12 protein-coding genes and 1 tRNA gene are annotated in these 13,050 nt (G+C 65.7%); 5 read left to right on the top strand and 8 right to left on the bottom strand.

Annotated features, from left to right (window positions below; genetic code table 11):
- Positions 1 to 176: 176 nt before the first annotated feature.
- The 4 genes from QUW25_RS03130 to QUW25_RS03115 all read left to right on the top strand — a co-directional run bounded on the left by QUW25_RS03130 (position 177) and on the right by QUW25_RS03115 (position 4,190).
- Positions 177 to 467 carry a co-chaperone GroES gene (locus QUW25_RS03130; protein ID WP_289510784.1) on the top strand — a complete coding sequence of 97 codons (291 nt, stop codon included), beginning with the start codon at positions 177 to 179 and terminating at the stop codon, positions 465 to 467.
- 60 nt (positions 468 to 527) lie between these two features.
- Positions 528 to 2,165 carry a chaperonin GroEL gene (gene groL, locus QUW25_RS03125; protein WP_289510783.1) on the top strand — a complete coding sequence of 546 codons (1,638 nt, stop codon included), beginning with the start codon at positions 528 to 530 and terminating at the stop codon, positions 2,163 to 2,165.
- A 251-nt stretch (positions 2,166 to 2,416) separates the two neighbouring features.
- Positions 2,417 to 2,956, top strand: coding sequence for a helix-turn-helix domain-containing protein (locus tag QUW25_RS03120; protein ID WP_289510782.1), 540 nt, complete (start codon positions 2,417 to 2,419; stop codon positions 2,954 to 2,956).
- Positions 2,957 to 3,056: 100 nt separating this feature from the next.
- Complete coding sequence (locus tag QUW25_RS03115) at positions 3,057 to 4,190, top strand: acyltransferase family protein (protein ID WP_289510781.1); 1,134 nt, start codon at positions 3,057 to 3,059, stop codon at positions 4,188 to 4,190.
- A 91-nt stretch (positions 4,191 to 4,281) separates the two neighbouring features.
- Here the strand turns inward: QUW25_RS03115 and gltA are convergent, their stop codons facing one another.
- The 6 genes from gltA to glmU all read right to left on the bottom strand — a co-directional run bounded on the left by gltA (position 4,282) and on the right by glmU (position 10,612).
- The gene (gene gltA / locus QUW25_RS03110) at positions 4,282 to 5,682 is read right to left on the bottom strand and encodes an NADPH-dependent glutamate synthase (RefSeq protein WP_289510780.1); all 1,401 of its coding nucleotides are present in this window, start codon (positions 5,680 to 5,682) and stop codon (positions 4,282 to 4,284) included.
- Entirely contained in the window at positions 5,670 to 6,512 is an 843-nt protein-coding gene (locus QUW25_RS03105; protein ID WP_289510779.1) for a sulfide/dihydroorotate dehydrogenase-like FAD/NAD-binding protein, read from the bottom strand. Before QUW25_RS03105 ends, gltA begins: the two co-directional genes overlap by 13 nt.
- A gap of 264 nt (positions 6,513 to 6,776) precedes the next feature.
- Complete coding sequence (gene pth, locus QUW25_RS03100; RefSeq protein ID WP_289510778.1) at positions 6,777 to 7,352, bottom strand: aminoacyl-tRNA hydrolase; 576 nt, start codon at positions 7,350 to 7,352, stop codon at positions 6,777 to 6,779.
- Between the two features lie 7 nt (positions 7,353 to 7,359).
- Complete coding sequence (locus tag QUW25_RS03095) at positions 7,360 to 7,935, bottom strand: hypothetical protein (protein ID WP_289510777.1); 576 nt, start codon at positions 7,933 to 7,935, stop codon at positions 7,360 to 7,362.
- 286 nt (positions 7,936 to 8,221) lie between these two features.
- On the bottom strand, positions 8,222 to 9,220 hold the full coding sequence (locus QUW25_RS03090) for a ribose-phosphate diphosphokinase (RefSeq protein WP_289510776.1): 999 nt from the start codon (positions 9,218 to 9,220) through the stop codon (positions 8,222 to 8,224).
- Positions 9,221 to 10,612 (bottom strand): bifunctional UDP-N-acetylglucosamine diphosphorylase/glucosamine-1-phosphate N-acetyltransferase GlmU, encoded by a 1,392-nt coding sequence (gene glmU / locus QUW25_RS03085; RefSeq protein ID WP_289510775.1) that lies wholly within the window; start codon positions 10,610 to 10,612, stop codon positions 9,221 to 9,223.
- A gap of 101 nt (positions 10,613 to 10,713) precedes the next feature.
- Here glmU and QUW25_RS03080 point away from each other — a divergent pair.
- Positions 10,714 to 10,788, top strand: a tRNA-Gln gene (locus QUW25_RS03080).
- 262 nt (positions 10,789 to 11,050) lie between these two features.
- Here QUW25_RS03080 and QUW25_RS03075 read toward each other — a convergent pair.
- The gene (locus tag QUW25_RS03075) at positions 11,051 to 11,968 is read right to left on the bottom strand and encodes a peptidoglycan-binding domain-containing protein (protein WP_289510774.1); all 918 of its coding nucleotides are present in this window, start codon (positions 11,966 to 11,968) and stop codon (positions 11,051 to 11,053) included.
- Between the two features lie 32 nt (positions 11,969 to 12,000).
- Positions 12,001 to 13,044 (bottom strand): polyprenyl synthetase family protein, encoded by a 1,044-nt coding sequence (locus QUW25_RS03070; RefSeq protein WP_289510773.1) that lies wholly within the window; start codon positions 13,042 to 13,044, stop codon positions 12,001 to 12,003.
- Positions 13,045 to 13,050 lie beyond the last annotated feature (6 nt).

Raw genomic sequence — 13,050 nt, 5'->3', positions numbered from 1 at the left:
TCTCGCCTGCGCGCTTGCGCCGCAGAAAATCTAAGTGCGAGTTGGAAGATTTTTTCATCTGTGGTGGTATAAGTCCGCGCGTCTGGGTATTATTCTCAACGTTGGCTGAGGCGGCGCGTATGACACGGCGTCGCACATGCGCCCGGGAGGGCGCACAGAGAAGGAGGTTCTTGAACATGACTCTCAAGCCGCTTGGTGATCGCGTCCTGGTTAAGCCCGCCCCCAAGGAGGAGAAGACCTCTACGGGTCTCTACATCTCCAGTGGTGCGCAGGAGAAGCCGCAGCGCGGCCAGGTCGTCGCCGTGGGCGCCGGCAAGCTCAACGACAAGGGCGAGCGCATCGCCATCGACGTCAAGGTTGGCGACGAGGTCTACTACGGCAAGTTCGGCGGCAACGAGGTGAAGATCGACGGCGAGGACTTCCTGCTCCTGCGCGCCGACGACATCTACGCCGTCATCGAGGACTAACCCATTCAAAAGGGGACAGACCCCTTTTGAATCATTCGCAGAAACTTGGAGGAACAAGAAATGGCTAAGGACATTCTCTTCGGCACCGACGCTCGTGCCAAGCTCGCCAAGGGCGTCAACACCCTCGCTGACGCCGTGACCACCACCATGGGCCCCAAGGGCCGCTACGTTGCCCTTCAGCGCTCCTACGGCGCCCCCACTATCACCAACGACGGCGTCTCCGTTGCCAAGGAGATCGAGCTCAAGGACCCCATCGAGAACATGGGCGCCCAGCTCGTGAAGGAGGTCGCCACCAAGACCAACGACGCCGTGGGTGACGGCACCACCACCGCCACGCTCCTCGCCCAGGTCATCGTCAACGAGGGCCTGCGCAACGTGGCCGCCGGCGCCAACCCCATCGCCATCCGTCGCGGCGTCGACAAGGCTGTGAACGCCGTCGTCGAGGAGATGCGCAAGAACGCGCAGGAGGTCTCCACCAAGAAGCAGATTGCCTCCGTCGGCACCATCTCCGCCTCCGACCCGGAGATCGGCAACAAGATTTCCGACGCCATGGAGGTCGTGGGCAAGGACGGCGTCATCACCGTCGAGGAGTCCCAGACCTTTGGCATCGACATCGACACCGTCGAGGGCATGCAGTTTGACAAGGGCTACATCTCCCCGTACTTCTCGACCAACAACGAGACCATGACGGCCGAGCTCGATTCCCCGTACATCCTCATGACCGACCAGAAGGTCTCCAACATCCAGGACATCCTGCCGATTCTCGAGGCCGTCCAGAAGCAGGGCGCGCCGCTGCTCATCATCGCCGAGGACGTGGACGGCGAGGCCCTTGCCACCCTCATCCTCAACAAGCTCCGCGGCGTCCTCAACGTCTGCGCCGTCAAGGCTCCCGGCTACGGCGACCGCCGCAAGCGCATGCTCGAGGACATTGCCATCCTGACCGGCGGCCAGGTTGCCATGAAGGAGCTCGGCGTCCAGCTCACCGACGTCACCGCCGAGATGCTCGGCCGCGCCAAGTCCGTCAAGATCTCCAAGGACGACACCACCATCGTGGGCGGCGCCGGCTCCAAGCAGGCCATCGACGAGCGCATCGCTCAGATCAAGGCCGAGTATGACGTGACCACCTCCGACTTTGACAAGGAGAAGCTCCAGGAGCGCCTTGCCAAGCTGGCCGGCGGCGTGGCCGTCATCAAGGTTGGCGCTGCCACCGAGGTCGAGCTCAAGGAGATCAAGCACCGCATCGAGGACGCCCTTCAGGCTACCCGCGCGGCCGTTGAGGAGGGCATCGTCGCCGGCGGCGGCGTGGCGTTCCTCGAGGCCTCCAAGGTTCTCGACGGCGTTGAGACCGTCGACTCCGACGAGAAGATCGGCGTCGAGATCGTCCGCAAGGCGCTCGAGGCGCCCGTGAAGACCATCGCCAACAACGCTGGCTTCGAGGGCTCCGTCGTGGCCGAGAAGATCAAGGGCCTGCCGACCGGCCAGGGCCTCGACTCCGCCACCGGCGAGTACGGCGACATGATCGAGATGGGCGTGCTTGACCCGGTCAAGGTCTGCCGCGTCACGCTGCAGAACGCCGCCTCCGTGGCGTCGCTCATCCTCATCACCGAGGCCACCGTCTCCGACGAGCCCAAGAACACCACTATCGAGGAGGCCATCTCCGCGGCGGCTGCCCAGGGCGGCCAGGGCGGCATGTACTAGGCTCAAGGTCTGATACGCACCTGACGGCGCCCCCGACCTTCCTACGAGAAGTGCTCTTCGAGAAACTTCTCTCCGGAAGGTCGGGGGCGTCTTCCGTCTGGGGCCCTGAAGGTCCTCTCGGGGCGTGGTGACGAGCTCAACTGATGGTTGTCCCCGCTGCTGGAATGGGGTATCAGGATGGTTGGTGGAACTCAACCGAGGGAGATGTCACAGTGGGAGCCACATGCAGGAACCCAAGGAAAGGACCAACCATGGACGAGAAGAACGAGTCGCTGGGACGTCGAATCGCGCGGCTGCGCCTGGAGCACGGCATGACGCAGGAGCGCCTGGCAGGCGAGCTGGGCGTGACGGCGCAGGCGGTGAGCAAGTGGGAAAATGATCTGAGCGCGCCCGACATCTTGCTGCTGCCCACGCTTGCGCGCACGCTCGACGTAACGGTTGACGAGCTGCTGGGCTCAAAGGGGCCCGACATTCCGACGTTGTCGATCGAGTCCGTTGAGGTTGAGTTTGGGCCTGACGAGTCCGATGAGCCCGACGATGCCAGGCCCCGCAAGCTGCACATCAACGTGGAGAGTGCCGACGGGGACAACGTCAACATCAACGTTCCGCTGGGGATGGCGAGCATGGTCCTGAAGGCCGGCTCCAAGATTCCCGGCACCGTCAACCTCAACCTTGGTGATGCCGACGTTGACGCGGCGCTTATCGCCGAGGCCATCAAGCACGGCGAGAAGGGCACGCTGCTCGAGGTTGACGGCGGTGACGGCGACCACGTGACCATCTCGCTGGAGTAGGGCGTTCCGTCGGGCTCGCAGGCGCCCGCCTCCCATCTCCCTAACGCGCCGTTTTGCGATAATGGGTCCTGTTGGGTAACGCTCTTCGCGAGGATGGTGCATGTCGCACAGGAAACGCCATACGGACATTGGGGTCGAGCTTCTGCGCGTAGTGGGCTGCCTCTTGGTCATCTGCGCGCACGTGCGCCCGCCCTATCTTCTTGACGAGGGAGCGCTCGACAGCGGGCGTCTGCTCATCACCTGTCTTGTCGCCGACGGAGTGGCGGTCTTCTGGCTCATCACCGGTTTCTTCCTCTTTAGGACGAAGAGCTATCCCGACCTGCTAAAACGGTCCGCGCGCACGATCGCGCTGCCGCTTCTTGCGATCATTCTTCTTACGTTCTACTTCTGGGGGTTCGTCATCGAGGGGCTTTCGCTTGCCCAGAGCGTGACGCACGGCGTCGATGACTACCGGGCGCTGCTCACGAGCCTGCTCTCCTGGAACGACCCCTTCCCGCAGCTGGGACACATCTGGTACCTCTTTGTCTACCTGCTGCTCATGCTGCTCTTTCCCTTTCTCAAGGGAATGGCGAGCTACCTTGACGAGAGGCCCCGGCGTTGGCGTGTCTTTCTCGTGGCGTCCGCCTGCCTGCTTCTGGTCAATGACGTTGTGGACAACGCCCTCGCGGGCTTCTCGCATCATGCGTTTGGCGGGGCGACCTGCGCCGCCATCTACGTGCTTTGGGGGCATTGGCTCTATCAGCATCGTGGCTCGCTGCGGCGCCGAGGCCTTGCCATCGGTGCGGTCGTGGCGTTTCTTGCGGTCAACGTCCTGCGCATGATGGTGCAGCGCTGGCTCATCCTGGAAGGCTCGCCCTCGGTTCACCTGCTCTTCTGGTACACCTCGTTTGGGCTTGCGTCGGCGCTCTGCCTTGCTGTTGCCTGTCTTTCCCTCGTGCCGCCACGCGGCGAGCATGACCGCGAGCCCGGCCCCGCCCTTCGCGGAATCGCCTTCCTTGGGTCGTGCACGTTTGTCGTGTACCTCGTGCACAAGCCCGTGATTCAGTTCCTTGACGCTCGCGGTCTTACCAGCGGCCTGATCAGCTCCGTCACCGGGCTCCTGGGCACGGGAAGCATGCTCTCCGACATTGCCCTCGTCCTGAGCGAGGCTGCGGTGGTGGCTGTCATCTCCCTTGTCCTGACGCTGCTCATCAAGCTACTGTCCACGTGCGCCCGTCGTCTGGTCACCCGATAAAGCCGGCGAGAAGAACCTCGCAATGGAAAAAGGCCTCCCGGCTTCCGTGGAAACCGGGAGGGCCGTCAGCTACGACCAGAGGTTCTTCTCGCTACCCGACGAGCGCCTTGGTGATGCTCGCCGCGGCGGTCTTGCCGGCGCCCATGGCCAGGATGACCGTGGCCGCGCCGGTGACGATGTCGCCGCCGGCCCAGATGCGCGGGTCGGAGGTGCGGCCGTCCTCGTCGGCGATGATGTAGCCCCACTTGTTGAGCTTGATGTCGCCGATCATCTTGGCAAACGGGTTGGCGTTGGTGCCAATGGCGGAGATGGCCACGTCGCAGGGGATCTCCTCGACGGCGCCCTCGATGGGCACCGGGCGACGGCGCCCAGAGGCGTCGGGCTCGCCGAGCTCCATCTTCTGGACGCGCACGGCACAGACGGCGCCGTCCTCGCCCTTCAAGAACTCCAGCGGGGCCACGAGCGGCATAACCTCGACGCCCTCGGCCTTGGCGTGGTGGAGCTCCGCGCGACGGGCGGGCATCTCGTCCTCGGTGCGGCGGTAGGCGATGATCGCGCGCTCGGCGCCCAGGCGCTTGGCGGTGCGCACCGCGTCCATGGCAACGTTGCCGCCACCAAAGACCACGACGTTCTTGCCGTGCTTGGTGGGGGTGTCGTACTCGGGGAAGCGGTTGGCCTTCATGAGGTTCACGCGCGTGAGGTACTCGTTGGCAAAGAAGACGTTGGGGAGGTTCTCGCCCGGGACGTTGAGGAACTTGGGCAGGCCCGCGCCCGTGGCGATGTAGATGGCGTCGTAGCCCTCGGCAAAGAGCTCGTCGGCGTCGGTGATGCGGCCAACGACGGAGTTGTACTCAAACTTGACGCCCATCTCCTCCAGGCCGTCGATCTCGCGCTTGACGACGGCCTTGGGCAGACGGAACTCGGGGATGCCGTAGACGAGCACGCCGCCGCCGGTGAAGAAGGCCTCGAAGACGGTGACGTCAAAGCCGTTGCGGGCGAGCTCGCCGGCGCAGGTGATGCCGGACGGGCCGGAGCCCACGACGGCGACCTTCTTGCCGTTCTTGGGGGCCATCTTGGGCTTGGAGGCAAGCTCGGGCTGGTCGCCGAGGAAGCGCTCCAGCTGGCCGATGGCCACCGGGTCGCCCTTCTTGCCGCGGATGCACTTGCCCTCGCACTGGTTCTCCTGCGGGCACACGCGGCCGCAGATGGCGGGGAGCATCGAGTCCTCGCGGATGATGTCCAGCGCCTCGCCGAACTTCTCCTCGCGGATCTTCTCGATGAACTTGGGGATGTTGATGTTGACGGGGCAGCCCTCAACGCAGAACGGCTTCTTGCAGTCCATGCAGCGCTCGGCCTCGGCCAGCGCCATCTCCTTGGTGAAGCCCTTGTCGACGGGGCGGAAGTCGCACGCGCGCTCGGCTGCCGGCTCCTCGTTGTCCGGCGTGCGCGGGGACTTCATGTCCGGAACAAAGCGACCGTTTACCTGTGGCATGCGCAGTTCGCCTCCTCATAGGCCTTGAGGGACTGGCCCTCCTCGGTGAGATACGCGGCCTGACGCGCGCGAAGGTCATTCCAGTCGACCTTGGTGGCGTCAAAGTCGGGGCCGTCGACGCAGGCGAACTTCGTCTCGCCGTCGACCTCAACGCGGCAGCAGCCGCACATGCCGGTGCCGTCGACCATGATGGGGTTGAGCGACGCGGTGATCGGCGTGTTGTACTTCTCGGCCGTGAGGGCGGAGAACTTCATCATGGGCACGGGGCCAACGCAGAAGACCTGCGTGACGGCCTTCTCCTGGAGCAGGCGCTCGAGCGGCGCGGTGACCACGCCCTTCTCGCCGTAGGAGCCGTCGTCGGTGGTGATGTGGATGTGGTCCTCCGGCAGGAGCTCGCGGAACTGCTCCTCAAGCAGCAGCAGGTCCTTGGTGCGGGCGCCCATGATGGCGTGGACCTCGTGGCCGGTCTCCACCAGGTGCTTGGCAACCGGGTAGGCGATGGCCAGGCCAACGCCGCCGCCGATGACCGCGCAGGGGCCCTCGGCCATCTCGGTGGGCATGCCCAGCGGGCCGGTGACGTCCTTGATGGACTCGCCCGCCTCGTAGGTGGACAGCATCTCGGTGGTCTTGCCGATCACCATGAAGATAAACTCGACCCAGCCCTCCTCGGCGTTCCAGCCTGCAAGCGTGAACGGGACGCGCTCGCCCGTCTCGTTGGCGCGCACCATCAGGAACTGGCCGGCGTGAGCGTGCTTGGCCATCCTGGGCGCCTCGATGCGGAACTTGAACACCTTCTCCGAGAACTGCGTCTTTTCGAGGATCTTGTACATTAACCGAACTCCTCTCCTGCATTCCCTCTGAGATTTGGCGGCCCTGTGCTGGGCCTTTCCAACACCCCTCATTGTACCCCAGCGCACGCGCAATCCAACGTGGGCGGGCGAGAAGAGCGGCGGACGGCAGGGGCGACGGGGCAAGTCATGACAAAGGTGACAGGGTTGACAAAGGTGACAGGGTAGATTGTCATCATGGGTTTCATGATGACAATCTACCCTGTCACCTTTGTCAACCCTGTCACCTTTGTCATGACTTGCCCGCTAGCGCAGGACGTCCTCCACGAGGTCGGCGGCGCGCTCGACGGTGAGCTCAAAGTCCTCGAGGAAGGCGCCCTTGAGCTCGCGCAGCACGTAGTCGGCCACCGCCATGCGCCCGGGCGGCCGACCAATGCCAAACTGCACGCGCGCAAAGTCGCGGCTGCCGAGCTTGTCGGCGATGGAACGCAGCCCGTTGTGCGCGTTGAGGCCGCCGCCCAGCTTGAGCCTGACCTCGCCTGCGGGCAGGTCCACCTCGTCGTGGACAACCAGAATCTCCTCGGGTCGCATGTGGTGGGCGCGAGCAAGCTTGGAGAGCGGCCCGCCGGAGGTGTTCATGTAGCTCATCGGCTTGGCGAGAAGAACCTCGCGCTTCTCGCCGTCCTTATCGACAACGGTAATCGAGGCCACCTGGGCCCCCGCCTCGGACTTCCAGTAGCTCACGCCGCGGCGCGCCGCCACGGCGTCGATGGTGGCAAAGCCGGCGTTGTGGCGCGTGCGGGCGTACTCGGCGTCGGGGTTGCCGAGGCCGCAGACGATTCTGATGGCGGCGGGCTTGGCCGCCGGGCGCTTCTCGGGCATGGTGGTCCTAAGCAGAGGTGTCGAGGAAGTCTATGGCCTTGGTGAGCGCGGACTGGCCGCGCACGAGCAGCTCGCCCTCCCAGCTGACGTTTTGCCAGCGGTTCTCGCTCGGGAGCTCGATCCACAGGCCGTCGCTGATGTAGTCGAGCTGCAGGGCGTTGGTGAGGTAGGCGGAGCGGATGAACGTCTGGCCGCTCGGCGAGGGGTGGGTCATGACCACCACCCACCAGATGTCGTCCGTGAGATTGTGGTCGTCAACGAGGACGGAGACGCCCTGCTGCGGCGCGCCAAAGCGCAAGGTGATCTGCTCGAGGAGCTCGGGGCTAAACGCCTCGCAGGTCATCGAGTCCATGATGGCCTGGTCGGGCTGGACGTCCTTGGGCTCGGAGGGCTCGTCCTCGGCGGGCGTCTCGTTGGAGGGCGTCTCGGGTTGGCCGTCCTCCTCGGCGGGCACGTCCTCGACGACCGTCTCCTGGGCGGGGTCGTCCGTCGGGGTGTCCGCGGGGGCTTCCGGCGCGCATCCCGTGAGCGTGAGCGCAACCGCGCCCGCGGCAAGGAGCGCCCCGCGCATCATCTTCAGCATGAGAACCGCCTTTCTGCCTGAGTCTCGTAGCCCCAGTGTAGCGCACGTCGACCGGAGCATGCCGCGAGGGTATGTACACAATTCAAAACCTGATGCACTTCTCGCAAGCTCCTGACCAGCGGAAACGTAAGTCTCACCGTTCGTAAAAACTTTTAACTGTGTACATACCCTCAGAGGGAGGGCAATAGGGGGGGGGCGAGAAGGACGACGCGCCGAGAAGAGCGCGCCGAGAAAAGCGGGGCCGCCCGAAGGCGACCCCGCTGCGGGTTCTTCTCGCCGTGCGCCCTTAGATCTCGGCGCCGGTGCCGCCAAAGATCTCGGAGACCGAGCGGCGCATGTAGACGCTGTTGATGGCCTCGGCGAGCTCGTTGGCAACGGAGACGGTCTTGATCTTGGAGCCGGGCTTGTTGGCCGCCTCGCAGGGGATGATGTCGGTGACCACGCACTCCTCGAGCGGGGCGTCCTGCAGGCGCTGGATGGCCTCGCCGGAGAAGATGCCGTGCGTGGCGGAAACGTAGATGTCGCCGGCGCCCATCTCCTTGAGCTTGCGGACGGAGTTGCAGAGCGTGCCCGCGGTGTCGATCATGTCGTCGTTGACGATGCAGGTCTTGCCCTTGATGTCGCCGATGATGCCCATGACCTCGGACGCGTTGTGCTTGGGACGGCTCTTGTGGGCAATGGCCACCTCGCAGCCCAGGTAGTCGGCGAGGCGCTTGGCAACCTTGGCGCGACCCATGTCCGGGGAGACCACCACGGTGTTGGCCCAGTCGAAGTCCTTGCCCTTGAAGTAGTCGCCAATGAGGTAGAGGGCGGTGAGGTGCGTCACGGGGACGTCAAAGAAGCCCTGGATCTGGCCCTGGTGCAGGTCGACGGTGATGACCTGGTCCACGCCGGCGGCCTCGAGGATGTTGGCCACGAGGCGCGCGGTGATGGGCTCGCGCGAGGCGGCCTTGCGGTCCTGGCGCGCGTAGCAGTAGTGCGGGATGACGGCGGTGAACTTGGAGACCGAGGCGCGCTTGGCGGCGTCGGCCACCACGAGCGTCTCCATGAGCAGGTCGTTGACGTTGGCGCCAGACATGGACTGGATGAAGAACACGTCGTCGCCGCGGACGGACTCGGTGAAGCGGGCGTAGATCTCGCCGTTGGCGAACTTCTCGATCTTGAGGCCCTGGAGCTCAAGGTGCAGGATGTCGGCGATCTTCTGGGAAAGTGCGGGGTTGCCGGTGCCGGTGTAGAGCTTGATCTCCTTCTTCAGCGGCATCGGCTCGCTCAGGTTCTCGTACATCTAGGCCTCTCTCCTCAGTCTCTCGAGTCTCTTGGCTGCATAGCCCTCAACGATGCGCTGCTCGGCGCGCTCGAGGTAGAGCGCGTCGGCAGGGACGTCCTTGGTGACGCAGGAGCTGGCGCCCACGAGCGCCCCGTCGCCGATGTTCACGGGCGCGACCATCATGGTGTCGGAGCCCACAAAGACGTTGTCGCCAATGACGGTACGGTTCTTGTGCACGCCGTCGTAGTTGCACGTGATGGAGCCGCCGCCAATGTTGACGCCCGCGCCCATGGTGCAGTCGCCAATGTAGGAGAGGTGAGGCACCTTGGAGCCCACGCCGATGGTGGAGTTCTTGATCTCAACGTGCGTGCCCACGTGCGCGCCCTCCAGGACGTGCGCGCCACCGCGCAGGTACGCGCGCGGCCCGCAGGTGACGTCCTTCTCGATGGTCACGTCAACGCCCACGGTCTCCTCCAGGGAGACGTTGTCGGCAACGGTGCAGTTGGTGAGGCGCGTGTTGGGGCCGATGACGCACTCCTCGCCCACGCTCGTCTTTCCCCAGAGCATGGTCATGGGGAGAAGGACGGTGTCGCGGCCAACGGTGACGTCCGGGCCCACCCACGTGGTCGCGGGGTCCATGATCGTTACGCCCTCGGCCATGAGGCGCGCGTTGATGCGGTCGCGCGCGATGGCCGTGAGCTCGGCGAGCTGCGCGCGGCTGTTGACGCCAAGAAGCTCGTCGGCGTCCTCGGTGGGAACGGCGGCCACGCGCTGGCCGTGGCCGCGCAGGATGGCCACCATATCGGTGAGGTAGTACTCGTGCTGCACGTTCTCCGTGGAGAGCTCGCCGATGTGGGCGGAGAGAAGTGCGGCGTCAAACGCGTAGAACCCCGGGTTGCAGGAGGTGAGCGTGGCTGCCTGCTCGGGCGTGCAGTCCTTCTGCTCGATGATGCGCGTGACGGAGCCCTCGGCGTCAAACTCCAGGCGGCCGTAGCCGAAGGGGTTCTCCGGGATCCAGGTGAGGATGGCCTCCGCGGCGTCGCCCGTCTCGATGGGGGCGATCAGGCGGCGCAGGGTCTCGGGCTCGACGAGCGGCCCGTCCCCGTTGAGAATGAGCAGCGGGCCCTCGGAGATGCCCGTCGCCTCGAGCGCCACGCGCACGGCGTGGCCGGTGCCCAGGCGCTCGGTCTGCTCGACGCACTCGACGCCCTTCTCGTTTGCAAGATGAGCCCGCACCTCGTCTGCACCGTGTCCCACGACCACGACGATGCGCTCGGCTCCGGCCTCGCGCGCGGCGCGCGTGACCCATGAGACGAGCGGTCGGTCGAGAAGCTTGTGCATTACCTTGGGGTGACGGGACTTCATGCGCGTTCCCTCGCCGGCGGCGAGGATGATCGCGGTCATGGGCATTGGGTAGCCTCCAAGCGACGCGTGTGTCCCTTTACGTGCCTATGATAACTCAGAACGTCACGGCCCGGCGGGCGCGGCTTCTTGATACAATGCATCCGCACAGGGGTATCGTCCAATGGTTAGGACAGTGGTTTTTGGTGCCATCAATGTGGGTTCGAATCCTACTACCCCTGCCATCCTCACGCTACGAGGGGACGGGCTTTGCCGGTCCCCTCTCTGTTTGACGGTACTTGTCAGGTGTATTCGCCAGGTGCATTCCGTTGCACGGCAAAATCCCGTTAGATGCATTCTCACGCCGATAAAAACGCGCCAGGTGTATTCACGTGGGAATACACCTGGAGGATACACCTGGCGAATGTATCTGGCGGATACACCTAACGGATACACCTGGCGGATACACCTGACGGATGCGCCGGCGAGAAGGACCTCGGCGCGCGACTACAGCTCCAGGCGGTCGAAGGCGGCGCAGATGGCGTCGAGCAGCAGCACGGCAAAGGTCTGCGCGTCGCTCACGGTGAAGGCGGCGGTGCCCACGGGCAGCTCAACGCGCACGGTGCGCGGCTCGGCCTCCGAGCTCTGGATGGCGGAGCGCATGCGCCGGGGCAGCGTGTCGATGTCGTCGAGCATGATGTTGCCCACGCCGGCGGCCACGTTGTCCGGCAGTGGCTCGGCGGAGAGGACGATGAGGACGCGGGCGCCCGAGCTTGTCTCCATGCCCAGGTTCACGAGCTCGAGCGAGCAGCCCTCCACGGTGGCGTGCGCGAGGTTCCAGATGCGGCCTGCCACGTTGCGCGAGATGGGGTCCTCGGCGGCGATGGCGATGCCGGCGTCCTCCAGCACGCTCGCCGCGCGCGCAAAGCCCATGGAGCCCTGCGGGTGCGGCCCGTTGGCGGGCTTTCCGCCCCAGACGTGGCGCAGGCGCTCGACGGCGTCAAAGGTGTCCTGAAACGCCATGCCGTCGGCCAGGGCACCGATGCTCTCCTGGAAGAGCTTCACCGCGGCCTCGGTGTGCACGCCGTAGGTGCCGTCCACGGGCCCGCAGGAGAAGCCGAGCACGTTCAGGCGCTCCTGCAGCTGGCGGACGTCGTTGCCATGGAAGTTGGGGAGACGCAGGTAGAGGGTGCGGTCACCGAGCTCGTAGCACTCGTCGACGAGCGCGGACCAGGTGGGGGCGTCAACCTCGTCCCCGAGCGAGAGCCCGTGATCGAGGCGGAACCGCGCGACGGCGGTGGCGGTCGAGCGGCCAAAGTGCTTCTCGCTGCGCTCCGCGTCGTCAACCTGATAGCCCGTCGAGCAGAGTCGCTCCTGGATGTCCTCGACGGCTGCGCCCGTTGCGCCTTCCCTGATTGCTTCCATTGCCTCTCCTATAACGCGTGGGGTGGAGCGGGCTAGCCCGCGCGCTCCACGAAGAAGTCTGACATAGATACGAGCAGGTCGCGAGCCTCAACTGTGATGTGACCCGCGTCTGCGAGCGCCCGGGCGCCCTCCTTGGCGCGCTCCGCCATCTCGTGCGCGAGCTCCTGGCAGCGCGCGATGCCCCCGCCAAGCTCAATGAGCTCGACGGCTCGCGCGAGCTCTGCGGCGTCCGACGTGCCGCTGGCGAGAAGTGCCACGAGCTCCTCCCGCTCAGCTCCCTCAAGGTGCTCGAGCGCCCACACCACGGCGAGCGTGCGCTTGCCCTCGGTGATGTCCGAGCGGAGGTCCTTGCCCTGCGCCTCGGCGTCACCGACGAGGTTGAGCAGGTCGTCGGCAAGCTGGAAGGCAACGCCGGCGGTGAGCCCCAGCTCGAGGAGCCCCCGCGCGGCCTCCTCGGAGCCCCCGCCCACGAGCGCGCCCACGTAAAGTGGGATGGCGGCGGAGTACCACGAGGTCTTGCTCGTGACCATGTAGAGGTAGTCCTCGGTGGTGACGTCCCAGCGCGCGTCGCGCACCCAGCCGAGGTCGAGCGCCTGGCCCTCGAGCGTGTGGCGCTCCATGCGCACCAGCTCGCGGAGCGCGCGGAGCCTGCGGTCCGCGGGAAGCGCCTCGTCGGCGAGAACCACCTCAAAGACCTGGGTGAGCGCCAGGTCGCCGGCGTTTATCGCCAGTCCCTCACCCTCAACGCGGTGCAGGCAGGGCTCGCCGCGGCGCAGCTCGCCCTCGTCGGCGATGTCGTCGTGGATGAGCGCCGCGCTCTGGAAGAGCTCCACGGCAACCGCGCAGGAGAGCGCGTCCTCGGCATGTCCGCTCACGGCCTCGGCGCCCAGAAGCGCGAGCACGGGGCGCACGCGCTTGCCGCCCGAGGCGGTGAAGCGCGAGAGCGGGGCGTAGAGGTAGCGGTTGAGGTCGCGCGCCGCGGGGCCGTCGGTGAGCGGCGCGGCCGCGGCGTCGGCGAGCGCCCGCTCAACGAGGGGCAGCCGCTCTGTGAGGTAGGTGACGAAGCGCTCTTCCATGGTTCT

This window comes from Thermophilibacter provencensis, from assembly GCF_030372065.1.
GTDB classification, from domain to species: Bacteria; Actinomycetota; Coriobacteriia; order Coriobacteriales; family Atopobiaceae; genus Thermophilibacter; species Thermophilibacter provencensis_A.
This window is presented reverse-complemented; position numbering and strand designations above follow the sequence as displayed.

What these genes read in the sequence shown, in the direction of transcription:
- QUW25_RS03130 (WP_289510784.1), top strand. Translation starts at nt 177, where the DNA reads ATGACTCTCAAGCCGCTTGGTGATCGCGTCCTGGTTAAGCCCGCCCCC.
- groL (WP_289510783.1), top strand. Translation starts at nt 528, where the DNA reads ATGGCTAAGGACATTCTCTTCGGCACCGACGCTCGTGCCAAGCTCGCC.
- QUW25_RS03120 (WP_289510782.1), top strand. Translation starts at nt 2,417, where the DNA reads ATGGACGAGAAGAACGAGTCGCTGGGACGTCGAATCGCGCGGCTGCGC.
- QUW25_RS03115 (WP_289510781.1), top strand. Translation starts at nt 3,057, where the DNA reads ATGTCGCACAGGAAACGCCATACGGACATTGGGGTCGAGCTTCTGCGC.
- gltA (WP_289510780.1), bottom strand. Translation starts at nt 5,682, where the DNA reads ATGCCACAGGTAAACGGTCGCTTTGTTCCGGACATGAAGTCCCCGCGC.
- QUW25_RS03105 (WP_289510779.1), bottom strand. Translation starts at nt 6,512, where the DNA reads ATGTACAAGATCCTCGAAAAGACGCAGTTCTCGGAGAAGGTGTTCAAG.
- pth (WP_289510778.1), bottom strand. Translation starts at nt 7,352, where the DNA reads ATGCCCGAGAAGCGCCCGGCGGCCAAGCCCGCCGCCATCAGAATCGTC.
- QUW25_RS03095 (WP_289510777.1), bottom strand. Translation starts at nt 7,935, where the DNA reads ATGCTGAAGATGATGCGCGGGGCGCTCCTTGCCGCGGGCGCGGTTGCG.
- QUW25_RS03090 (WP_289510776.1), bottom strand. Translation starts at nt 9,220, where the DNA reads ATGTACGAGAACCTGAGCGAGCCGATGCCGCTGAAGAAGGAGATCAAG.
- glmU (WP_289510775.1), bottom strand. Translation starts at nt 10,612, where the DNA reads ATGCCCATGACCGCGATCATCCTCGCCGCCGGCGAGGGAACGCGCATG.
- QUW25_RS03075 (WP_289510774.1), bottom strand. Translation starts at nt 11,968, where the DNA reads ATGGAAGCAATCAGGGAAGGCGCAACGGGCGCAGCCGTCGAGGACATC.
- QUW25_RS03070 (WP_289510773.1), bottom strand. Translation starts at nt 13,044, where the DNA reads ATGGAAGAGCGCTTCGTCACCTACCTCACAGAGCGGCTGCCCCTCGTT.